Annotated in this window: 21 protein-coding genes and 1 pseudogene; 5 read left to right on the top strand and 17 right to left on the bottom strand. The window is 72.2% G+C overall.

Features of this window, described 5'->3' with window-relative positions; genetic code table 11:
- Positions 1 to 178 precede the first annotated feature (178 nt).
- The 4 genes from smc to ACIP9H_RS27315 form a co-directional block, all read right to left on the bottom strand.
- Positions 179 to 3,736: a chromosome segregation protein SMC gene (smc, locus tag ACIP9H_RS27330; RefSeq protein ID WP_401591414.1), complete on the bottom strand. Its 3,558-nt coding sequence runs from the start codon at positions 3,734 to 3,736 to the stop codon at positions 179 to 181.
- 176 nt (positions 3,737 to 3,912) lie between these two features.
- The gene (locus ACIP9H_RS27325) at positions 3,913 to 4,101 is read right to left on the bottom strand and encodes a hypothetical protein (protein WP_319659739.1); all 189 of its coding nucleotides are present in this window, start codon (positions 4,099 to 4,101) and stop codon (positions 3,913 to 3,915) included.
- Positions 4,102 to 4,162: 61 nt separating this feature from the next.
- Positions 4,163 to 4,459 (bottom strand): hypothetical protein, encoded by a 297-nt coding sequence (locus ACIP9H_RS27320; protein ID WP_401591416.1) that lies wholly within the window; start codon positions 4,457 to 4,459, stop codon positions 4,163 to 4,165.
- Between the two features lie 78 nt (positions 4,460 to 4,537).
- Entirely contained in the window at positions 4,538 to 4,819 is a 282-nt protein-coding gene (locus tag ACIP9H_RS27315; RefSeq protein ID WP_401591418.1) for an acylphosphatase, read from the bottom strand.
- A 127-nt stretch (positions 4,820 to 4,946) separates the two neighbouring features.
- Between ACIP9H_RS27315 and ACIP9H_RS27310 the strand changes: the two genes are divergently transcribed.
- Complete coding sequence (locus tag ACIP9H_RS27310) at positions 4,947 to 5,846, top strand: CAP domain-containing protein (protein ID WP_401591420.1); 900 nt, start codon at positions 4,947 to 4,949, stop codon at positions 5,844 to 5,846.
- 23 nt (positions 5,847 to 5,869) lie between these two features.
- On the opposite strand, the pseudogene ACIP9H_RS27305 reads toward ACIP9H_RS27310, so the two are convergent.
- A pseudogene (locus tag ACIP9H_RS27305) lies at positions 5,870 to 6,071 on the bottom strand (site-specific integrase); the annotation flags it as partial.
- 192 nt (positions 6,072 to 6,263) lie between these two features.
- Here ACIP9H_RS27305 and ACIP9H_RS27300 point away from each other — a divergent pair.
- A complete protein-coding gene (locus tag ACIP9H_RS27300) occupies positions 6,264 to 6,506 on the top strand; it encodes a DUF5302 domain-containing protein (RefSeq protein ID WP_401591422.1) in 243 nt (80 codons plus the stop codon).
- Between the two features lie 482 nt (positions 6,507 to 6,988).
- On the opposite strand, the gene mutM is transcribed toward ACIP9H_RS27300, so the two are convergent.
- From mutM to ACIP9H_RS27250, 10 genes are all read right to left on the bottom strand, one after another.
- Positions 6,989 to 7,867 (bottom strand): bifunctional DNA-formamidopyrimidine glycosylase/DNA-(apurinic or apyrimidinic site) lyase, encoded by an 879-nt coding sequence (mutM, locus tag ACIP9H_RS27295; RefSeq protein WP_401961294.1) that lies wholly within the window; start codon positions 7,865 to 7,867, stop codon positions 6,989 to 6,991.
- Positions 7,868 to 7,970: 103 nt separating this feature from the next.
- Positions 7,971 to 8,717: a ribonuclease III gene (gene rnc / locus ACIP9H_RS27290; protein WP_401961291.1), complete on the bottom strand. Its 747-nt coding sequence runs from the start codon at positions 8,715 to 8,717 to the stop codon at positions 7,971 to 7,973.
- Positions 8,718 to 8,736: 19 nt separating this feature from the next.
- On the bottom strand, positions 8,737 to 8,910 hold the full coding sequence (gene rpmF, locus ACIP9H_RS27285) for a 50S ribosomal protein L32 (protein ID WP_026251550.1): 174 nt from the start codon (positions 8,908 to 8,910) through the stop codon (positions 8,737 to 8,739).
- Positions 8,911 to 8,912: 2 nt separating this feature from the next.
- Positions 8,913 to 9,539 (bottom strand): YceD family protein, encoded by a 627-nt coding sequence (locus ACIP9H_RS27280; RefSeq protein WP_401591428.1) that lies wholly within the window; start codon positions 9,537 to 9,539, stop codon positions 8,913 to 8,915.
- 92 nt (positions 9,540 to 9,631) lie between these two features.
- Positions 9,632 to 10,723, bottom strand: coding sequence for a cell division initiation protein (locus ACIP9H_RS27275; protein WP_401591430.1), 1,092 nt, complete (start codon positions 10,721 to 10,723; stop codon positions 9,632 to 9,634).
- 10 nt (positions 10,724 to 10,733) lie between these two features.
- Entirely contained in the window at positions 10,734 to 11,213 is a 480-nt protein-coding gene (gene coaD, locus ACIP9H_RS27270; RefSeq protein ID WP_360911140.1) for a pantetheine-phosphate adenylyltransferase, read from the bottom strand.
- A 35-nt stretch (positions 11,214 to 11,248) separates the two neighbouring features.
- Complete coding sequence (gene rsmD / locus ACIP9H_RS27265; protein WP_401591432.1) at positions 11,249 to 11,830, bottom strand: 16S rRNA (guanine(966)-N(2))-methyltransferase RsmD; 582 nt, start codon at positions 11,828 to 11,830, stop codon at positions 11,249 to 11,251.
- A gap of 69 nt (positions 11,831 to 11,899) precedes the next feature.
- A complete protein-coding gene (locus ACIP9H_RS27260; RefSeq protein ID WP_360911137.1) occupies positions 11,900 to 12,433 on the bottom strand; it encodes a hypothetical protein in 534 nt (177 codons plus the stop codon).
- Between the two features lie 95 nt (positions 12,434 to 12,528).
- Positions 12,529 to 14,727 (bottom strand): ATP-dependent DNA helicase RecG, encoded by a 2,199-nt coding sequence (recG, locus tag ACIP9H_RS27255; protein ID WP_401591434.1) that lies wholly within the window; start codon positions 14,725 to 14,727, stop codon positions 12,529 to 12,531.
- Between the two features lie 590 nt (positions 14,728 to 15,317).
- Positions 15,318 to 16,976, bottom strand: coding sequence for a DAK2 domain-containing protein (locus tag ACIP9H_RS27250; RefSeq protein WP_401591436.1), 1,659 nt, complete (start codon positions 16,974 to 16,976; stop codon positions 15,318 to 15,320).
- A gap of 274 nt (positions 16,977 to 17,250) precedes the next feature.
- On the opposite strand from ACIP9H_RS27250, the gene rpmB reads away from it, so the two are divergent.
- Positions 17,251 to 17,436, top strand: a complete 186-nt coding sequence (gene rpmB / locus ACIP9H_RS27245; RefSeq protein WP_014628431.1) for a 50S ribosomal protein L28 — start codon at positions 17,251 to 17,253, stop codon at positions 17,434 to 17,436.
- A gap of 83 nt (positions 17,437 to 17,519) precedes the next feature.
- Here the strand turns inward: rpmB and thiD are convergent, their stop codons facing one another.
- Both thiD and ACIP9H_RS27235 read right to left on the bottom strand, forming a co-directional pair.
- A complete protein-coding gene (thiD, locus tag ACIP9H_RS27240; protein WP_401961285.1) occupies positions 17,520 to 18,311 on the bottom strand; it encodes a bifunctional hydroxymethylpyrimidine kinase/phosphomethylpyrimidine kinase in 792 nt (263 codons plus the stop codon).
- Positions 18,312 to 18,333: 22 nt separating this feature from the next.
- Positions 18,334 to 19,293, bottom strand: coding sequence for a thiamine-phosphate kinase (locus ACIP9H_RS27235; RefSeq protein WP_401591440.1), 960 nt, complete (start codon positions 19,291 to 19,293; stop codon positions 18,334 to 18,336).
- A 162-nt stretch (positions 19,294 to 19,455) separates the two neighbouring features.
- On the opposite strand from ACIP9H_RS27235, the gene ACIP9H_RS27230 reads away from it, so the two are divergent.
- Both ACIP9H_RS27230 and ACIP9H_RS27225 read left to right on the top strand, forming a co-directional pair.
- A complete protein-coding gene (locus tag ACIP9H_RS27230) occupies positions 19,456 to 19,689 on the top strand; it encodes an Lrp/AsnC ligand binding domain-containing protein (RefSeq protein WP_360911127.1) in 234 nt (77 codons plus the stop codon).
- A gap of 55 nt (positions 19,690 to 19,744) precedes the next feature.
- The gene (locus ACIP9H_RS27225) at positions 19,745 to 20,209 is read left to right on the top strand and encodes a DUF3515 domain-containing protein (RefSeq protein WP_401591442.1); all 465 of its coding nucleotides are present in this window, start codon (positions 19,745 to 19,747) and stop codon (positions 20,207 to 20,209) included.
- Positions 20,210 to 20,223: the final 14 nt, after the last annotated feature.

Raw genomic sequence — 20,223 nt, 5'->3', positions numbered from 1 at the left:
CCACTCGAACACTAAGCGAAACCTGAGCGAACCCAGAGCAAACGCTACAGACCCAGCAGACCCTAATCATTCAAGCTTCAAAGTCAAAATGCATACTTTGACCCCAGAAGGGAAGGGAGACCCACCCGCTCACCCTTCGATTGTTCGCATCTTGAACCCAAACGGCCGCCTGATCGGCTCACCCGTTCAGCCGCTGGCTGATCACCTTCGAGACGCCGTCGCCCTGCATGGAGACGCCGTACAGCGCGTCCGCCACCTCCATGGTGCGCTTCTGGTGCGTGATCACGATCAGCTGCGAGCTCTCCTGGAGCTCGCGCATGATGCGGATCAGCCGCTGCAGGTTGGTGTCGTCCAGGGCCGCCTCGACCTCGTCCATCACGTAGAACGGGCTGGGGCGCGCCTTGAAGATCGACACAAGGAGCGCGACGGCGGTCAGCGAGCGCTCGCCGCCGGACAGCAGCGACAGCCGCTTGACCTTCTTGCCCGGCGGCCGCGCCTCCACGTCCACACCCGTGGTCAGCATGTTCTCCGGATCGGTGAGGATCAGCCGGCCGTCACCGCCGGGGAAGAGCCGCGAGAAGACGCCCTCGAACTCGCGCGCCGTGTCGTGGTACGCGGAGGTGAAGACCTGCTCGACCCGCTCGTCGACCTCCTTGACGACCTGGAGCAGGTCGGCGCGCGTCTTGCGGAGGTCCTCCAACTGCTCGGACAGGAACTTGTGCCGCTCCTCCAGCGCCGCGAACTCCTCCAGCGCCAGCGGGTTGACCTTGCCCAGTTGCTGGTACGCGCGCTCCGCCGCCTTCAGGCGCTTCTCCTGCTCGCCCCGGTGGTAGGCGCGGGGCTTGTTGCGGGGGTGCTCGGGGTCCTCCGGCAGCTCCTCGCCCTCGGCGGGCGGTGACGGCGGCACGAGCTGGTCGGGGCCGTACTCGGCGATGAGCCCGGCCGGTTCGACGCCGTGCTCCTCCAGCGCCTTGGCCTCCATCTGCTCGATGCGCATCCGCTTCTCGGCGCCCAGCACCTCGCCCTTGTGCACGGAATCGGTCAGCCGGTCCAGTTCGGACTTCAGCTCCCGCCCCTGGCGGCGCTCGGTGTCCAGCTCCGCCTCGCGCTCCGCCTTGGCCCGCTCGGCCGCCGCGCGCTCAGCCTCGGCGCGGGAGAGCGACACCTGTACGTACGCGAGCAGGCCGTGCGCACCCTTGAGCACGGCGGACGCGACCTGCGCCTCGTACGCCAGACGCGCCTTGCGCCGCTCCGCGCGGGCCCGCGCCTCCCGCTCGGCGCGGGCGGCCCGGTCCAGGCCGTCGGCACGGCCGGCGAGACCCTTGACGCGCTCCTCGTGCGTCCGCACCTGGAGCCGCGCCTCCATCTCCGTCTGCCGCGCATTGGCGCCGTCGGCGGCGAGCCGGTCACGGACGGAGGTGTCGGGCTCCTCCTCCGCGGGCGCGGCCTCCGCCTCGCTGAGACGGAACGACAGCTCCTCGAACTCCTCTATGGCCGCGGCCATCGACTCCTCGGCACGTCCCACCGCCGCGGCCGAACGTTCCGCCTCACCGCCCGCGGCCCGGGCCTGGCCGGCCAGCCGGCCCAACTGCTGGGCGACGGCCGACTTCTCCTTCTCGGCCGCCCGGCGCCGCTGCGTGAGCTCGTCGACCTGACGGGCGGCCGCGGCCCGGCGCTCCTTGGCGAGCCCCTGCGCCTCGGCGAGCTCCGCGCAGCGCACGGCGAGCGACTCCAGCTCCGCCGCCGCCTCGTCCACGGCGGCCTGGACCTCCAGCAGACTGGGCGCGCCGGCCGAACCGCCGTGCGCGAAGTGGGCGCCCAGCACATCGCCTTCCGCGGTGACGGCGGTCAGCGCGGGATGGCCGGACACCAGCGTCTCGGCGTCGGAGAGGGTGTCCACGACAACGACGTCCCGCAGCAGCCGGCGCACCGCGGGCAGCAGCCCGTCGGGCCCCGCGACCAGCGAGGCCGCCGAACGGCAGCCCGGGGGAAGGGCGGCGCCCCCGGGGAGCGCGGTGTCGCCCGCCACCAGCAGCGCCGCCCGTCCGGCGTCGTCCTTGCGCAGCAGGCGCAGCGCCTCCGCCGCGGCCGAAGGCCCGGAGACCGCGACGGCGTCGGCGGCGGCGCCCAGCGCGGCGGCCACCGCGACCTCGTGCCCGGGGGCCACGGTGAGCAGTTCGGCCGCCGGTCCGAGCAGACCGGTCAACCGGTCGCCCGCAGCGAGCAGCGCGCCGGTGCCGTCCTTGCGGCGCAGCCCCATGGCCAGGGCGTCGTGACGGGCCGCCAGGGCGGCCCGTTGCCGTTCCGCGGCGGTCGCGGCCTCACGGGCGGCGGAGTGGGCCTCGTCCGCGGCGGCCTGCTCGGCCTTCGCGGCGTCCAGGCGTTCGTCCAGCTCGGTGTCGTCCGCGTCCAGGTCCTCGACCCGGGCGCGCAGTTCCTCGTACTCCTCCTGCGCGGACTCCGCGCGCTCGCGGGCCTCGTCGCGCGCGGCCGCCAGCCGGCCGATCTCGGCCTCGGCGGAGCCGGCCTTGGAGCGGGCGGCGTTGACCTGGCCCTGGAGCCGGGCCAGCCCCTCACGGCGGTCGGCGATCGCCCGGGCGGCGGCCTTGAGGGCCTTGTCCTCCTCGGCGAGCCGGCGTTCGAGTTCGGAGCGGTGGTGGACCGTGTCGTCCAAGGCGCGCTGCGCGGCCTCCAACGCCTCGCTGAGCTCGGCCTCCTGCTCGCGGATCCGGGCGGCCTCACGCTCCATGTCCTCCGGGTCGCGGCCGCGCCGCTCCTCCGGCTGCTGCGCCGTGGCGTGGCGCACGCGCTGCTCGGCCAGGCCGATGGTGCCGCGGACCCGCTCGGCCAGCTGCGACAGCCCGTACCAGGTGGCCTGGGCATCGGCCAGCCGCGGGGCCAGCGCCCGCACCTGCTCCTCCAGCCGGCTCTCGCGCTGGATCGCGGCGGCCAAGTCCGACTCGACAGTGTCGCGACGCTCCTTGAGGGCGGCCTCGTCGGCGACCTCGGTGCGCAGCGCCTCCCGCAGGGTGACGAGGTCGTCGGCCAGCAGGCGCAGCCGGGCGTCGCGCAGGTCGGCCTGGATGACCGCCGCCCGCCGGGCCACCTGCGCCTGCCGCCCCAGCGGCTTCAGCTGGCGGCGCAGCTCACCGGTGAGGTCCTGCACTCGGGCGAGGTTGGCCTGCATCGAGTCGAGTTTGCGCAGCGCCTTTTCCTTGCGCTTACGGTGCTTCAGAACTCCGGCGGCCTCCTCGATGAAGGCGCGGCGGCCCATCGGATCGGCGTGCAGCACGGAATCCAGCTGCCCCTGGCCGACGATCACGTGCATTTCGCGGCCGATACCGGAGTCCGAGAGGAGTTCCTGGATGTCGAGCAGCCGGCACGTGTCGCCGTTGATCTGGTATTCACTGCCGCCGTTGCGGAACATGATCCGCGTGATGGTGACCTCGGCGTAGTCGATCGGCAGGGCGCCGTCGCTGTTGTCGATGGTCAGCGACACCTCGGCACGGCCGAGCGGCGGGCGGCCGGTCGTGCCGGCGAAGATCACGTCCTCCATCTTGCCGCCGCGCAGTGACTTCGCGCCCTGCTCGCCCATGACCCAGGACAGCGCGTCCACGACATTGGACTTGCCGGAACCGTTCGGTCCGACGACACACGTGATTCCGGGTTCGAACCGCAGGGTCGTCGCCGAGGCGAATGACTTGAACCCGCGCAGGGTCAGGCTCTTGAGGTGCACGCCGTGGGACTCTACCTGCCGGTCCCGGTTTCACCGAGGAATGCCGGGGGCACATGGAACGTGAGGGCGGAGATCATGGGAGGGTGAGGGGGAAGGCAAAACGACGAAGGGACGCCGGGGCGTCCCTTGCACATTCCCAAACGGGGTCGTTTCCACTGATCGGCCGAAAGGCCGGATCAAGCGAGAACAGGCTCCGGGTGAGGTACGTCGACGAGCTCGCGCGAAGCGTTGGCAAGCGCATCGTTCTCGGCCTGAATCCGTACGAGTTCGGTTTCCAGGTCCTGGACGCGCTGCTGCAGCCTTCGCATCTCGGAGAGAAGCCGCGGGTCGGGACCGCCGACGTAACCGAGAAGCGCCTTTGCCATGATGGATGGTCCTCCACGCTGAGTGACCGACCGTTGTGCGGTGTGGGTCGTGAGTGAGGGGTCAGGAGACACCCGCGCTGTGTGCGCCGAGACTGCCCTTCGCCATGCATACAGCCGCGGTGCGCGGGGCTTCCAGCGTCTCACCAAATAGTTTGACGGTCAACACGATCACAGCCCGGCCGTCGGGTGCGCCTGGGAATTCACGGTGCGTACCGGCACCGGAGGCGTCCCGCGTGGGGTGGAGGAAAGGGCCCGGACAATACTTCCGGAAGATCACCGAATCCCCGATGTCGGCAGCCTTCCACGCGGTGCGCGAAATGGCAACCTCCTTGGCGCTCTTGCCAAGTGCGATTGCCATTGATCTTCTATTGATCTTCGATGTTCGTTCCCACCTGCGAGGACGCCTGCGGAACGGGCGGGGTGCGAACCCGGGCTCTCAGCGGATCGCGAAGCCCTCGTAGCCGCCGCGCGGCTCTCCCCAGATCTCGGTGACGCCGTCGACGCGTCCGGGCGTGTCGCCCTCGCGGAGCGAGTGCAGAAGTCGGTCGCACAGCTTACGGTCACCCTCGGCCACGACCTGGACCCTGCCGTCAGAGAGATTGCTCACATAGCCGGCGAGGTTGCCGATCTCCAGCGCGCTGGCCCGCGTCCACCAGCGGAAACCCACCTGGTGAACACGGCCGCGGACCCATGCGGTGAGGCGGACGGTCTCGTTCACGGCAGCACGCTAACCCGCCAGTTGCTCAGGGTTCACACCTGCCCCGCCAATGTTTCGGTACAGTCACGCCGCAACAGGGCTCACCCGAACGGGTGAACACGTTCGTCGATGTGAAGGACTGCACCGGATGGGCCGCCACAGCCGTAATGCCTTTGAGCCGGCGCCAGTCGCAGAGGCGCCGCGCCCCCGCGGCCACCGCAGCAACGCCCGGCGACGCAAGAGCAACCCCGTGCGCACCGGCCTGCTGGCCTCTTCCGCGGCACTGGCGGTGGGAGCGATCGGCGTCTCCAGCGGCCTCCTGCCGTCGCCCGACGGCTCGGGCGGCATCTCGTACCACGACAACGGGCCGGGCCAGATCCAGGCCGCCGGGCTGCCGAACTCCAGCAGCCCGCAGGACCTGGGCACCGTCCCCGCGGACCGCCCCTCCCAGCCGGCCAGCCGCGGCGACGCTCGGGCGACGCCGCCGAGATCGACGCCGCCCTCCGCGCCGGCGACCAGCGCGACGCCCGCGCCGCCGACGCCCTCCAGGCCCGCCACCCCGGCGGCTCCGCAGACCTCCGCCCCCGCGGCCCCGCAGACCTCGGCGCCCGCGTCGCTCGTGCCGACCACGCCGCCGGTGGCCACCGCCCCGCCCGTGGAGAGCGGCTCCGAGAGCGCCGCCGAGGCCGCCGTCCTCGCCCTGGTGAACCAGGAGCGCGCGACCGCGGGCTGCCAGCCGGTCACCGACGACCAGCAGCTGGACGCCCTCGCCTCGGACTTCAGCGCCGACATGGCCGCCCGCGCCTTCTTCGACCACACCGACCCCGACGGCGACGACCCCTGGGACCGCGCCGCGCAGGCCGGCGTGAAGGACCTCGGCGGCGAGAACATAGCCCGCGGCCAGGCCACGGCGGAGGAGGTCATGACCGCCTGGATGAACAGCGAAGGCCACCGCGCCAACATCCTCAACTGCGACTTCAAGACCCTCGGCGTCGGCGCGGTCTTCGGCGACGGCGGCCCCTGGTGGACCCAGGACTTCGGCTACTGAGGCGGCCGCAGGTCAGATAGGCCTCAGACGGCTCGGGCCGTCTCCGGGCCGTCGTCAGTCGTGGGCATGTAGCCGCATACGCGATCCACGGCGGCCCGCGTGCGTGTGTCGCTCGTGGAGCGTGAAGCCGGGGCCGGAATGACCGAGGTACTCGCTGACGGCCTTGCCGCTCTCCCCCGCGTCCAGGAGCACGGACGCGTCGAAGTGCCGCAGCGCGTGCATTCCCGTCCTCGCGCCCACTCGGGCACCGGCACCCGACGCACGGATCCGGGCCGGCACTCCGGCCCACGGCCCCCGGCGGACGGGCACGCGTGACAGCCTGTGCCACCGGCAACTATCGACGCCTGCCGCGGGCACCGCGCGCGGTGCCCCGCATGACAAGCTGTGCTTCCCACTGCCCGAGTCCAGGAGGTCACCATGGCTGACGCGTCTCCATCGCAAGAAGGTTCGGAGCCGGCTGAGCCCGAGCGCCCTGCCCTGGCCCCTGACGAGGACGGCCAGTACGACCTGAAGGCCAAGTTTCGGGAGGCCCTGGCGCGCAAGCGCGGCATGCAGGCGGAAGCAACGGCCCTCGCTGCGAACACCGACGCGTCGAAGGCCCGCGGCGCGCACGGCCCGGCTGCGAGCCAGCGGTCGTTCCGACGCAAGAGCGGCGGCTGAGGGGTCGCTGTCGGTGGCGTCGCGCGGCTTTCAGCCACCGGATGCTCACCTCCGCGCCCACCACCTGACTGTGAGCCACTCCGGCACCGGTACCGACCTCCTGAGAAAGCCACTGGCGGGACGGCCCGGGCCGGTGCCGGTCGCAGGCTTGCAGCCGGACGTGCGATCGACGGCGGCCAGGCGTGTGCGTGCTCACTCGTAACCGTCGGCACATGCGGCAAGCGTCCGGATGACGACCGGCCGCGGCCGCGTTCCTGACACAGCGCGCTGTCATCGAGATCCGGTCCACCTGGAAGACGGCAGGCCCGGCCGGGCGTCAGCGGATCGTGGCCACCCTGGACCAGGAAGGGCTCGGCTGGGCCCTGCCGCCAGACGACACCGGAGCCGACGCCGAGAACCGTCGCCCCGGGGCGGCTCGAGTCCCAGGAAAGCCCGGCGATGACGGGTGACCGCCACCCGCGGGTGCCCGCGGCGCGGGGCGGCTACGGGCGGGTAGCCGCGGGGCGCGGGGGGCGCTGGCAGCGGGGGCAGAAGTAGCTCGAACGGTTCATCCACGGACGGCGGCGGATCGGTGTGCCGCAGCGGCGGCAGGGCTCGTCCTCGCGGCCGTACGCGTCCAGGGAGCGGTCGAAGTAGCCGGACTCCCCGTTGACGTTGACGTAGAGGCTGTCGAAACTCGTGCCGCCCGCCGCCAGGGCGTCGCTCATCACCTCGCGGATGTGGGTGAGCAGTTCGTCGGTCAGCGGCCGGGTGAGGGTGGCGGTGGGGCGCTCGTAGTGCAGCTTCGTGCGCCAGAGCGATTCGTCGGCGTAGATGTTGCCGACGCCGCTGATCAGGGACTGGTCCAGTAGCGCGCGCTTGATCGTGGTGCGGCGGCGGCGCAGCGCCGTGTGGAAGGCGGCGTCGTCGAAGGCGGGGTCGAGTGGGTCGCGGGCGATGTGCGACAGGGGCCCGGGCAGTCCTTCCGGGTCGCCGGGGACCGCTTCGTGCAGCGACAGGCCGCCGAAGGTGCGCTGGTCGACGAAGCGCAGCTCGGTGCCGAGGGCGTCGTCGAAGCCCACCCGGATGCGCAGGTGCGTCTCGGCCGGCGCGTCCTGCGGCTGGACGAGCAGCTGGCCGCTCATGCCGAGGTGGCCGAGGAGGGTGAGCGGGGAGTCCTCCAGCGGCAGCCAGAGGTACTTGCCGCGGCGCCGCGCCGGGCCGAACGTCACGCCCTTCAGCCGGTCCGCGAAGTCCTCGGCCCCGGCGAGGTGGCGGCGGACGGCGCGCGGGTGCAGGACCTCCGCGTCGGCGACGGTGCGGCCGCTGACCCAGCGCTCCAGACCGCGCCGCACCACCTCGACCTCGGGCAGCTCGGGCACGGCGTGCACTCCTCTCGGCGGGTCCGGCGAACCGGGGCGTCCGGAAAAAACCGGAAGGGTCCTCCCGGACGGCCTGGGGCCGGCCGGGAGGACCCGACGGTGTTCAGCTCACGGCAGCCGTGTCGCCGTCCCGCTTGGCGCGGATCGCACGCCACGCGGCCTCGGCGGCCTGCTGCTCGGCTTCCTTCTTGCTGCGGCCGGTGCCGGTGCCGTACGCGACACCACCGACGCGGGCGGCAGCCGTGAAGGTCTTCTCGTGGTCGGGTCCGGTCTCGGTGACCACGTACTCCGGGACGCCCAGACCCTCGCCCGCGGTCAGTTCCTGGAGACTGGTCTTCCAGTCCAGGCCCGCACCGAGGTTGGACGACTTCTCGATCAGTGGATCGAAGAGCCGGTGGACCAGCTCGGACGCGGCGTCCAGGCCCTGGTCCAGGTAGACCGCCCCGATCACCGCCTCCAGCGTGTCCGCCAGAATCGATGCCTTGTCCCTGCCGCCCGTGCCCTCCTCGCCCCGGCCCAGGCGGATGAAGCTGCCCAGGTCCAGGCCGCGGCCCACATCGGCGAGCGCGCGCGAGTTGACCACCGCGGCCCGCAACTTGGCGAGCGTGCCCTCCGGGAGATCCGGGTGGCCGCGGTAGAGGGTGTCGGTGACCACCAGGCCGAGCACGGAGTCCCCGAGGAACTCCAGCCGCTCGTTGGTGGGCAGACCGCCGTTCTCGTACGCGTACGAGCGGTGGGTCAGCGCACGTACCAGAAGGGCGGGTTCGAGTGTGTACCCGAGCCGCCCTTCCAGAACCGCGGGGGACGAGGCTGCCTTACCGGCGTCTGTCGACGTTGTTCCGTCCGACATGAGGCCCCTCACCCGCCGATCAGACCTCGAGGACCTGACGACGGTTGTAGGTGCCGCAGCTCGGGCACGCGATGTGCTGCTGCTTCGGCTCGTGGCAGCGCTCGCACGCCACCAGGCTCACGGGCGCAGCCTTCCACTGCGAACGGCGGTGGCGCGTGTTGCTGCGCGACATCTTCCGCTTCGGAACAGCCACGGCTACTTCTCCTGGTTCTCGTCGGCGCCCTCGTCGGCACCGCTCAGCTGAATGTTCTGCAGGGCCGCCCAACGGATGTCGGCGGCCTCGTGACGGTGGTCCGGGTCGTCCGCCAGCCGTGCCCCGCACTCGGAGCACAGGCCGGGACAGTCGTCCTGGCACACCGGCTGCAGCGGCAGTTCGAGAACCACCGCGTCCCGCAGCACGGGCTCGAGGTCGAACAGGTCGCCCTCGAGGAGGTGAGTGTCCTCCTCCTCCGCGTCGTCACCGGCGTCGGCGGCACCGTGGTGCCCACCGGTCCGGGTGTCGGCGTCGGGGTAGGAGTACAGCTCCTGGAATTCCGTGTCGAGCTCGCGCTCGACCGGTTCCAGACACCTTACGCACTCCCCCGAGAGCGGCGCGTGGGCGGTGCCCGTGACGAGCACCCCTTCCATCACCGACTCCAGGCGGAGGTCCAGCGTGATCTCCGCGCCCTCGCGGACGCCGATGACCTCGATGCCGAGATCCTTGGGCGCCGGAACCGTGCGGGAGATCTTCTTCATCGCACCAGGACGACGGCCCAGCTCGTGCGTGTCGAACACGAGCGGGTTGCGGTGGTCGAGGCGGGTGTTCAGAACTCCTGCTTTCATCGGTTCGGTGCCCGTTCGTCCGGGAAGACGGTGGGCACGCCAAAACGCCGGGGATCACACGGCTGAGGGATCAGGATACCCGTCCCCCGGGCTCAGCCCAAACCGCGCTCCTGCTCCAGCTCCCGCAGCCGGTTCAGGTCGATCATGCTGGTGTCGAAGAAGCTGGTCTCGTCCAGCGCCGCGCCCTGGGGCTGGTGGTGCTGCTGCTGCGGGATGTACTGCTGCTGCTGCTCGTAGCCCCCCTGCGGCTGCTGCCAGCCGTAGTTCGGGTCGTAGTACGCCTGCTGCTGCGGCTGGGCCGCGTACGGGTCGGCGTACTGGGCGTGCTGCTGCTGGTACGGGTCGGGCTGCGGCTGCTGCTGGTACGGGTCCGGCTGCTGCTGGTAGCCGTAGGCCGGCTGCTGGGCCGCGTTCACGTCGTACCGGTAGTCGCCGGGAGCCGCGGGGGCGGCCAGGCCTGCCAGGTAGTCGGCGTCCGACTGGCCGGGGTCGTGGGCCTCGGCGTCGCCGGCGTCGTGGGCCAGGTGGGCGCCCAGTTCGTCGATCGGGCGGTGCCCGGTGAGCTTCAGGCGGCCGCGGCCGACGGCCTCCAGGGTCTTGCTCAGCACCGCCTCGAAGGCACCCAGCTTGGCGTCCACGTACTCGTCGGCGCTGCGGCGCAGCGTCTCGGGGTCGGCGCTGCGCTCGGGCGCGTCGTCGTCCTCGTACGGGTAGCCGTTCTCGTCCAGCGCGGGGCCGTGGCCGTGGCCGAGCAGCTTCTCGCGGCCGCGGTCGACCGAGCCGATGGTCTTGGTGAGGACGACCTCGAAGTTGGCCAGCTTGCTGTCCACGTAGTCGTCGGCCTCGGCCCGGATCTCGGTGGCCTCGCGCTGCGCCTCGCCGACGATGCGCTCGGCCTCCTGCTGGGACCGCCGGGCGATCTCGGTGTCGGAGATCAGCGAACCGCGTTCGGCGTGCGCGGCCTCGAGGATCCGGCCGGCCTCGGCGCGGGCCTCCTCGACCATCTGCTCCCGGCCGCCCAGCAGCTGCTGGGCCTGGGAGAGCGAGTCCGGCAGCGCGGCCCGCACGTCTTCGAGCATGGCGAGCAGCTCGGCACGGTTGACCACGCAGGAGGCCGACATCGGCATGGACCGGGCGGCCTCGACGGCGGCCACGATCTCATCGAGCTTCATCTGGACGTCCACGTCACAGACTCTACTGCTGCGCGAGCTTCTTCTTGAGGGCCTCCAGCACGACGGGGGGCAGCAAGTGGGCGACGTCACCGCCCCATTGCGCCACCTCCTTGACGAGACTGGAGGACAGGAAGCTGTAGGTGGGGTTGGTGGGGACGAAGAGCGTCTCCACTCCGGACAGCCCGTTGTTCATCTGGGCCATCTGCAGCTCGTAGTCGAAATCGCTGACCGCGCGCAGCCCCTTGACGATGGCGGGGATGTCGCGCTGCTTGCAGAAGTCGACGAGCAGGCCGTGGAAAGCCTCGACGCGGACGTTTCCGTAGTCGGCGGCGACCTCCTCGATGAGGGCGATGCGCTCCTCGATCGAGAACAGCCCCTTCTTGGACTTGTTGATCATCACGGCCACGTAGACCTCGTCATAGAGGCGGGAGGCACGGGCGATGATGTCGAGGTGTCCATTGGTGACGGGGTCGAAGGACCCCGGACAGACTGCGCGGCGCAACGGTGACTCCTCGCTCTGAGGGCTCTGCGGTTGGTTCATGACGCGTCAGTGACGTCGGCGGCGCGACCGTACCAAAGGGTCCCTTCGCCGTAGCGGCGGGCCCGCAGCCCTTCGAAGCCCTGGGGCCAGCGGAATTCCCCGCCTCGGGTGCTCCGTTCCACGGTGGCGACCGCGTCGCCGGCGAGCCACCCCTGCGTACGGAGTGTGAGCAGGATCTCTCGCAGCTCGTCGTCGGTGACGGCGTACGGCGGGTCCAGGAAGACCACGTCGTACGGTTCCCGCGGGGCCGGTCCGGCGATCACCTTCTCCGCCTTGCCGGCCCGGACCTCGGCCCCGGGCATGCCGAGGGTGCGCACGTTGTCCCGGATGACGCGGGCGGCCCGCGGGTCGGCCTCGACGAGCAGGACGTGCTCGGCCCCGCGGGACAGCGCCTCCAGGCCGACGGCGCCCGAGCCGCCGTACAGGTCGATCACCCGCGCGCCCGCCAGGGTGCCGCGCAGCGACTCCCAGGTGGAGAACAGCCCCTCCTTGGCCCGGTCCGAGGTGGGGCGGGTGCCGGTGCCCGGCGGTACGGCCAGGCGGCGGCCACCGGCGGCTCCTGCGATCACGCGGGTCATCTGCGGCTCATTCGTCTCGTGGGCGGGCGGAGCGGCACCCTGCGGCACCGCTCCCCCACGATACGTAGGTCAGTCCTGGCCCTGCTCGCCCCCGGCCTCCGGCGCGGGCGAACCCACCAGCGCGGGCGAGGCGTAGCGCGACCAGGACAGGCAGCCGTCGGGCGGGCAGTACTCGGGGCGGCGCGGGTCGTGGCCGAGTTCGCGCAGCTTCGTCCGCAGGGAGTCGGGGGTGCGGCCGAAACGGGCGGCTATCCGGGCGACGGAATCGCCGTCGTGGAACCGGCGGACCAGCTCCTCCTCGTGCTGCGGCACCCAGGGCGCGCCGTGCCCCGGGAACAGCTCCCGCAGCACGTCGCGGTCCGGGATGGGCTCGGACACGTCGGCCACGAGGGCGAGCGCGCGCAGCGCGCGGTTGAGGGCGATGCGCAGGGACGGGACGTCGGCGAGCGGCAGGGCGAGCGTGCCGGAGGCGAGGAGGGTGTCCGGGTCGTCCTCGGACCAGCCGGCCAGGGACAAGGTCACGGTGCTGTCGTCGTCGCTGGAGAGCTCGATCCGGAAGACCTTCTCACCGAGCGGCAGTTCGTTGAGATGACGGAACGACATGAAATCAGCCCCCAAAGGTCCAACTACGCCGATTCCCGAGCGGATCGGCGCGGACTGTGTCCATTCTCCCAGGGGGGTCTGACACTGACGGGCCGTCAGCCCTTGTCGAGGTACTGCTCACGGTCCGCGTCGACCAGGCTCTCCAGGGCACTGCGCAGATCGGGCTGCCCGGCCAGTTCCGGGTCCTCTGCGACCAGCGCGACGGCCTCCTCGCGGGCGGCCTCGATCACGTCCTCGTCGTCGATGACGGTGAGCATCCGCAGCGAGGACCGGGTCCCGGACTGCGCCTGCCCGAGCACGTCGCCCTCCCGGCGCTGCTCCAGGTCGATCCGGGACAGCTCGAACCCGTCCAGCGTCCCGGCCACGGCGTCCAGCCGGGCCCGGGCGGGGCTCGCCTCCGGCATCTCGCTCACCAGCAGGCACAGCCCCGGCGCCGAGCCCCGGCCGACCCGGCCGCGCAACTGGTGCAGCTGCGAGACGCCGAACCGGTCGGCGTCCATGATCACCATGGCGGTCGCGTTGGGAACGTTGACGCCGACCTCGATCACCGTGGTCGCGACGAGGACGTCGACCTCCCCCGCGGCGAAGCGGCGCATCACGTCGTCCTTGGCGTCCGGGTGCATCCTGCCGTGCAGGACCTCGACCCGCAGGCCCGCCAGCGGCCCCTTCACCAGCTGCTCGGCGATCTCCAGCACCGCCAGCGGCGGCCGCCGCTCCGCCTCGTCCTCCGCGGACTTCTTCTTCGGATCGGGCTCCTCGTCGCCGATGCGCGGGCACACCACGTACCCCTGGTGCCCGTTCTCGACCTCCTCGCGGACCCGGTCCCAGGCGCGCGACAGGAAGTGCGGCTTGTCCTTGGCCGGCACGACATGCGTCGCGATCGGCGAACGGCCGGCCGGCAACTGGTCCAGCACGGAGGTCTCCAGGTCGCCGAAGACCGTCATCGCGACCGTGCGCGGGATCGGTGTCGCCGTCATCACCAGCAGATGCGGCGGCTGCTTCGCCTTGCCCCGCAGCGCGTCGCGCTGCTCGACCCCGAAGCGGTGCTGCTCGTCGACCACGACCAGGCCGAGGTCGTGGAACTGCACCTTGTCCTCGATCAGCGCGTGCGTGCCCACGACGACGCCGGCCTCGCCCGTCACCAGGTCCAGCAGCGCCTGACGGCGCGCGGCGGCCCCCATGGAGCCCGTCAGCAGCACCACCTTCGTGCCGACCTCGGAACCGCCCAGCAGACCGGCCTCGGCGAGGTCGCCCATCATCTCCGTGATCGACCGGTGGTGCTGCTGGGCCAGCACCTCCGTCGGCGCCAGCATCGCGGCCTGACCGCCCGCGTCCACGACCCCGAGCATCGCGCGCAGCGCCACCATCGTCTTGCCGGAGCCGACCTCGCCCTGCAGCAGGCGGTGCATCGGGTGGTCCGTCGCCAGATCCGCGAAGATCTCCGCCGACACGGCCTCCTGGCCCTCGGTGAGCGTGAACGGCAGCCGCGCGTCGAACGCCTTCAGCAGCCCGTCCGCCGCCGGCACCCGCGGCACGGCCGGCAGCGCCGACTCCGCGGCCCGGCGCCGGGCGAGCGCCACCTGCAGCACGAACGCCTCGTCCCACTTCAGGCGGTCCTTGGCGACGGCGATGTCCGCCTTCGTCCGCGGCCGGTGGATCTTCTCCAGCGCCTCCGGCAGCGCCACGAGCCCGCGCGACTCGCGCAACGCCGCGGGCAGCGGCTCCCCCGCCCCGGCCCACCGCGTCGCCCCCAGCGAGGTCAGCACCGTGTCCACGGTCTTCGCGATCGTCCACGAGTTGACCTGCTTGCACGCCGGATAGATCGGCATCAGCCGGCCCGCGAAGGCGTCCACGGCCTCCTTGCCCTCCTCGGCGTCCAGCAACTGGTACTCCGGGTGCGCCAACTGCAGCGCCCGGTTGAACACCGACACCTTGCCCGCGAACATGCCGCGCCGGCCCGGGAGGAGGTCCTGCTCCGGCTTGAACACCCCCCTGCCGAAGAACACCAGCGTCAGCGAGCCGCCGCCGTCGGTGACGACCACCTCCAGGCGGGCCTTGCCCGGGCCGTAGGTCTTCTTCGTCGCCTTCGCCACGCGCGCGACGACCGTCACGTGCTCGTCGAGGGGCAGGTCCGACAGGCGCGTCAGCTCACCGCGCTCGGCGTAGCGGCGCGGGTAGTGGTGCAGCAGGTCGCCGACGGTGTGCAGGTCGAGGTGGTCGGCGAAGACCTTCGCGGTGCGGCCGCCGACGGATTTGGTGAGCGGTTCGTCAAAGGGAGCAGACATCGCGTCCATCTTTGCGCACGCGTCCGACATCGCGGCGCCGTCAGCGCGCCTGCGCTTCGCTGTGCCTGGGTTTTTCCCCCGCCCTCCCACCCGAGTGCCCGGCACGATAAGTACGGGCCCCGCCCGTGTGCCGTGGGGTCGGCGCCGCGCCGGGGTACGTCCTCAGCGCTCGCGGGTTACCCCCACATCGTTCGGCATCGACCACGCCGTCACCGCTCGTCGCTTCCGGGCGCACCCCGCCACACCCCCTCCCGGGCCGGTTGGGGCGACTGACGGCCGGTGGGGTGTCTGTTGGCGGTGACGGCGGAGCATGCCGTTGGCGCGGCGTCTACGGGTGCCCGAGCACGGTGCCGCTTCAGACCACCCACCGGGGATCAGGCGCCGGACGAGACGGAGGGGGCGGGGTCGTAGGGGTGGCGTTCTGGACACTGGAGCATATTTGGGTGCATGACCCGGAGTGCGCAGCGGAAAGCGCCTGAGGCACCTAAATGTGCTGTCCAGAATGGCAGCCCCGGAGGCCCCGGACCCGGCCCCCGCACAACGCGCGTCGGGGCGCCCTGACTTCATGGAGCACACGGGCGGGAGGGCGGGGGAAAAAGCTACTCGACGCCGATCAGGAGCGGGCACCGCTCCTGCCCCCCGGCATACACCACCGTGTCCACCGCAAGGTGACTGTCCCGGACATGCGCCTCCAGCCGCCCCGCCAGATCCGCCGGCGCGCCCGCGCCGAGCACCAGGGTGACCATCTCCCCGCCCGCCGCCAGCATCCGGTCGAGCACCGTGATCCCGGTCTCGACGAGGTTGCCGCCGATGACGGCGACGTCGCCGTCGATGAGGCCGAGGACGTCCCCGGCCTGGCAGACGCCCGCCATGGTCCAGGACTGCGTCTCCGCGACGGCGAGTTCGGCGTAGCGCGTGGCGCCGGCCGCGGAGGTCATCGCGACGACGTCCTCGTCGAACCGCCGGGTGGGCTCGTGGACGGCGAGGGCGGCGATGCCCTGGACCGCGGACCGCGTGGGGATGAGGGCGACCCGGATCCCCTCCGTGCGGGCCTGTTCGGCCGCGGCCCCGGCCGCGTGGCGCAGTTCGACGTCGTTGGGGAGGAGCACGACCTCGCGGGCGTAGGCGCGGCGCACGGCCTCGGCGATCTCGCCGCTGGCGGGCGGTTCCCCGGGCCGGACGGCGATGACCACGGCGCCGGCCTCGGCGCACAGCGCGGCGAGGCCGTCGCCGCGCACGACGGCGACGACGGCGCGCAGGGCGGGTTCGCCGCGCTGTCCGCGGCTGCCGCCGCGCTCGTGGGCGCGGGCCTGGTCGCCGAAGTGGGTGACCTTGATGCGGTGCGGCCGTCCGGCCTCGATCCCGGCCTCGATGGCGGCGCCGACGTCGTCGACGTGGACATGGACGTTCCACAGGCCGTCACCGCCGACGACCACCAGGGAGTCGCCGAGCACGTCGAGCCGGCGGCGCAGGCCGCCGACGGCGGTGTCGGGGGCGTCCAGGAGGTAGACCACCTCGAAGCCGGGTCCGCCGGGCACGACGTGCGGGTCGCCGGCGTCGCCACCGGGCGCGCAGCCGAAGGGGAGGGCGGGGCCCTTGGGGAGGGCGTCGACGAGCGGGCCCATCGGGGCCTGGCCGGAGACCGCGTCGGCGAGGGCTCCCAGGACGGCCACCAGTCCGCGGCCGCCGGCGTCGACCACGCCCGCGTTCCCGAGGACGTCCAGTTGGGCCGGGGTCGCCGCGAGCGCGCGGCGCGCGCCCTCGTACGCGGCCCGGGCCACCGCCCAGGCGTCGGCGGCCGCGTCGGCCGTCGCGGCGGCGGCTTCGGCCGCGGCGGTCGCCACGGTGAGCATGGTGCCCTCGACGGGGTGCGCGACCGCCTGGTACGCGGATTCCGCGGCGCGGCGCAGCGCGGGCCGCAGGTCCCCCGAGCCGGAGGCCAGTACCTCGGTCATGCCGCGCAGCAGTTGGGCGAGGATGGTGCCGGAGTTGCCGCGGGCCCCGATGAGGGCGCCGTGCGCCATGGACTGCAGGCACGAGGGCAGGTCGGGCTCGGTGCCGGAGGCGGCGTGCCCGTCGAAGACCGCGTCGACGGCCTGCGCGGCGGATTCGACGGTGAGGTACATGTTGGTGCCGGTGTCCCCGTCGGCGACGGGATAGACGTTGATCGCGTCGATCTCCTCGCGCGCCCGGCCGAGGGCCTGGAGGGCGAGCCTGCACCATGCGCGCACCGCGGGGGCGTCGAGCGTCGGCGGCACGTGTTCCTCCTGCGGGGGGCGGCCAGGGACCTGGGGATGAGGCAGGGTTCCGCACGCAGCGTACTGAGGCGCGGGACCCGGCGGGGGACCGGGCCGTCCCGCTGACCATGGTAGTTTCGAGGGACAGGAGCGGACGTAGTATGCTGCTCCGGTTGCCCGGGGCTGTCCCGGGCCGTCCCTCGGTACCACCGGTTTTCCTTCAAATCCTTTTGAACGGACGTCCGACGCCGGTGGGATCTATCCGTTAGTGCATCTGAAGTCTTTGGAGTGACCCGTGGCTGCCAACTGCGACGTCTGCGGCAAGGGGCCGGGCTTCGGCAACAACATTTCGCACTCGCACCGCCGTACTCGCCGTCGTTGGAACCCCAACATCCAGACGGTGCGTGCTGTGGTCGGGCGGACGCCGAAGCGCCTCAACGTCTGCACCTCGTGCATCAAGGCCGGCAAGGTCGCGCGCTGACGCATTCGACGTCGTAGCGCAGCCTTGCGGCTACCCAGAGCCGGTCCACCTCGCGGTGGACCGGCTTTCTGCTCTGCCCGGGTTCAGCCGCGCTGACGCCAGGCGTGGTCGACGGGGCCGATGCCCGCGCCCAGGGGGAAGCCGGCGGCGATGGCGCCGGTGACGTACTCCTTGGCGGCACCGACCGCGTCGGGGACGTCCAGGCCCAGGGCGACGTGGGAGGCGACGGCCGCGGCGAGGGTGCATCCGGTGCCGTGGGTGTGACGGTTGTCATGGCGGGGGGCGCGCAGCCAGTGCTCCTGGGTGCCGTCGGTGAGCAGGTCGACGGCGTCGCCGTCGAGGTGGCCGCCCTTGATCAGCGCCCAGCGCGGCCCGAGGGCGAGGACGGCGGCGGCGGCCTCGCGCATGCCGGGCTCGCCGTCCACCACGACGCCGGTGAGCTGCCGCACTTCGTCCAGGTTCGGGGTGGCGACGGTGGCCAGGGGCAGCAGCTCGGTGCGGACGACGTCGACGGCGTCGGCGGCCAGCAGCGGATCGCCGTGCTTGGAGACGCCGACCGGGTCGACGACCACGGGAACGCCGAGCGGGGCCAGGAGTTCGGCGACGGTCTCGACCAGGGCGGGCGAGGAGAGCATGCCGGTCTTGACCGCCTCCACGCCGATGTCGTCGACGACGCTGCGGAACTGGGCGCGCACCGCGTCCACCGGGAGCTCCCAGGCGCCCTGCACACCGAGCGAGTTCTGCGCCGTGACGGCCGTGACCACGCTCATGCCGTGCGTCCCGAGGGCCAGCATCGTCTTGAGGTCGGCCTGGATGCCCGCGCCGCCGCCGGAGTCGGAGCCGGCGACGGTGAGCACACGCGGTGGGATCTTCATACGGCGAATCTAGTCGTCGCCCTCACGCGTCGCCGAAGTGGTCCCAGCCGCCCGCCGCGTCCCAGGGCGCGCCGTCGACGGTGACCTGCGGCGAGGTGGTGGCCTTCACCACGCGCCCGATCACCCGCCAGCGGGCGGGGAGCTTGGTGTCCGGTGGGAAGGCGGCGACCAGGGCGTGGTCCTCGCCGCCGGTGAGCACCCAGTGCAGCGGGTCGACGCCGACGGCCTGCCCGATGTCGGCCATCTGCGCGGGGACGTCGACGTCGGCCGACGCGAGGTCGATGGTGACGCCGCTGGCCGCGGCGATGTGCCCGAGGTCGGCGACGAGTCCGTCGCTCACGTCGGTCATCGCGGTCGCGCCGAGCTCGGCGGCGGCCGGCCCCGCGTGGTACGGCGGTTCGGGCCTGCGGTGGGCCTCGACGAAGGCGCGGGGGGAGCGGAAACCGCGGGCGAGCACGGCCAGTCCGGCCGCGGACCAGCCGAGCCAGCCCGTGACGGCCACGATGTCGCCGGGCCGGGCGCCGGAGCGGGTGACGGGTTCGCGGTGGCGCAGGTCGCCCAGCGCGGTGATGGACACCATGATCGTGTCGCCGCGCACCACATCGCCGCCGACCACGGCCGCGCCCGCGACCTGGCACTCGTCGCGGATGCCGTCCATCAGCTCCAGCGGCCAGGTGACCGGCAGGTCCGCGGGGACGACCAGGGCGAGCAGCACGGCGGTCGGCACGGCGCCCATTGCGGCGATGTCGGCGAGGTTCTGCGCGGCGGCCTTGCGGCCGACGTCGTACGCGGTGGACCAGTCCCGGCGGAAGTGCCGCCCCTCCAGGAGCGCGTCGGTGGTGGCCACGACGCGCCCGTCGGGCGCGGTGACGACGGCGGCGTCGTCTCCCGGCCCGAGCCGTACGGCGGGACTGGAGGTGAGCCGCGAGGTCAACTCCCTGATGAGCCCGAACTCCCCCAGCTCGCCCACGGTGCCCTTCATCCCACTGTCCCCTTCACCTGGCCGGTCCTGATCCTGTTCTGTCATCGCTTCCGTGGCGGCTTTCGGGCGTCCGGTACCGCGCGGGTCTCCCCGCGGCGTGCGGCGACGCGGTACCGTGACGTTCCCTCCCACATGATCCTCGTAAGCCGCCCTGGAGGTTCCGTGGTACAGGCGTACATTCTGATTCAGACCGAGGTCGGGAAGGCCTCGGCGGTAGCGGAGGTGATCTCCAAGATTTCCGGGGTGATCCAGGCCGAGGACGTCACCGGGCCGTACGACGTCATCGTGCGGGCCCAGGCGGACACGGTCGACGACCTCGGCCGCCTCGTGGTGGCCAGAGTGCAGCAGGTGGAAGGCATCACCCGCACACTCACCTGCCCGGTCGTGCACCTCTGATCACCCCCTGTACGCTCGGCGGGTGATGTATCGCCGCCGGGTCGCACTTGTCTCCGTGTCCGCCGTCGCGTGCCTCTCCGCGGCGGCGGTCTACGTGTCCGCCGACGGAACGCCCACGAGCGGGATCGCCGTCCCGTCGCCCTCAGCCGAGGCCGCCACACTGTGCGGCCGCCTCCACGACGCCTTGCCGCGCCGGGTGGACGGGCTCTCCGCGCGGACGTTGTCGCCCGTCTCCACCCTCACCGCCGGCTGGGGGGATCCTACGGTGGTACTGCGCTGCGGTGTGCCCCGGCCCGAGACACTGACGCCGGGCAGCACGACGTACAACCCGGGCGCCGACGCGGTGGACGTCAACGGAGTGAGCTGGCTCATGGAGCGGACCGGCGACGGCTACCGCTTCACGACCACCGACCGCGCGACGTTCGTCGAGGTGAGCGTGCCGGCGACGTACGCACCCGAGGTCAACCCGCTGGCCGACCTCGGGAACGCTGTCGAGAAGTCCATCCCGTCCGAGCTCTGACGTCCCCGGACCGC

Source organism: Streptomyces sp. NPDC088732, assembly GCF_044751205.1.
Lineage (GTDB): Bacteria > Actinomycetota > Actinomycetes > Streptomycetales > Streptomycetaceae > Actinacidiphila.
This window is presented reverse-complemented; position numbering and strand designations above follow the sequence as displayed.

Bases quoted from the DNA above. Each gene is read 5' to 3' on its own strand.
- ACIP9H_RS27325 (WP_319659739.1), bottom strand. From the start codon at position 4,101: ATGGCAAAGGCGCTTCTCGGTTACGTCGGCGGTCCCGACCCGCGGCTT.
- ACIP9H_RS27320 (WP_401591416.1), bottom strand. From the start codon at position 4,459: ATGGCAATCGCACTTGGCAAGAGCGCCAAGGAGGTTGCCATTTCGCGC.
- ACIP9H_RS27310 (WP_401591420.1), top strand. From the start codon at position 4,947: ATGGGCCGCCACAGCCGTAATGCCTTTGAGCCGGCGCCAGTCGCAGAG.
- ACIP9H_RS27300 (WP_401591422.1), top strand. From the start codon at position 6,264: ATGGCTGACGCGTCTCCATCGCAAGAAGGTTCGGAGCCGGCTGAGCCC.
- rnc (WP_401961291.1), bottom strand. From the start codon at position 8,717: ATGTCGGACGGAACAACGTCGACAGACGCCGGTAAGGCAGCCTCGTCC.
- ACIP9H_RS27280 (WP_401591428.1), bottom strand. From the start codon at position 9,539: ATGAAAGCAGGAGTTCTGAACACCCGCCTCGACCACCGCAACCCGCTC.
- rsmD (WP_401591432.1), bottom strand. From the start codon at position 11,830: ATGACCCGCGTGATCGCAGGAGCCGCCGGTGGCCGCCGCCTGGCCGTA.
- ACIP9H_RS27260 (WP_360911137.1), bottom strand. From the start codon at position 12,433: ATGTCGTTCCGTCATCTCAACGAACTGCCGCTCGGTGAGAAGGTCTTC.
- recG (WP_401591434.1), bottom strand. From the start codon at position 14,727: ATGGACGCGATGTCTGCTCCCTTTGACGAACCGCTCACCAAATCCGTC.
- thiD (WP_401961285.1), bottom strand. From the start codon at position 18,311: ATGAAGATCCCACCGCGTGTGCTCACCGTCGCCGGCTCCGACTCCGGC.
- ACIP9H_RS27235 (WP_401591440.1), bottom strand. From the start codon at position 19,293: ATGAAGGGCACCGTGGGCGAGCTGGGGGAGTTCGGGCTCATCAGGGAG.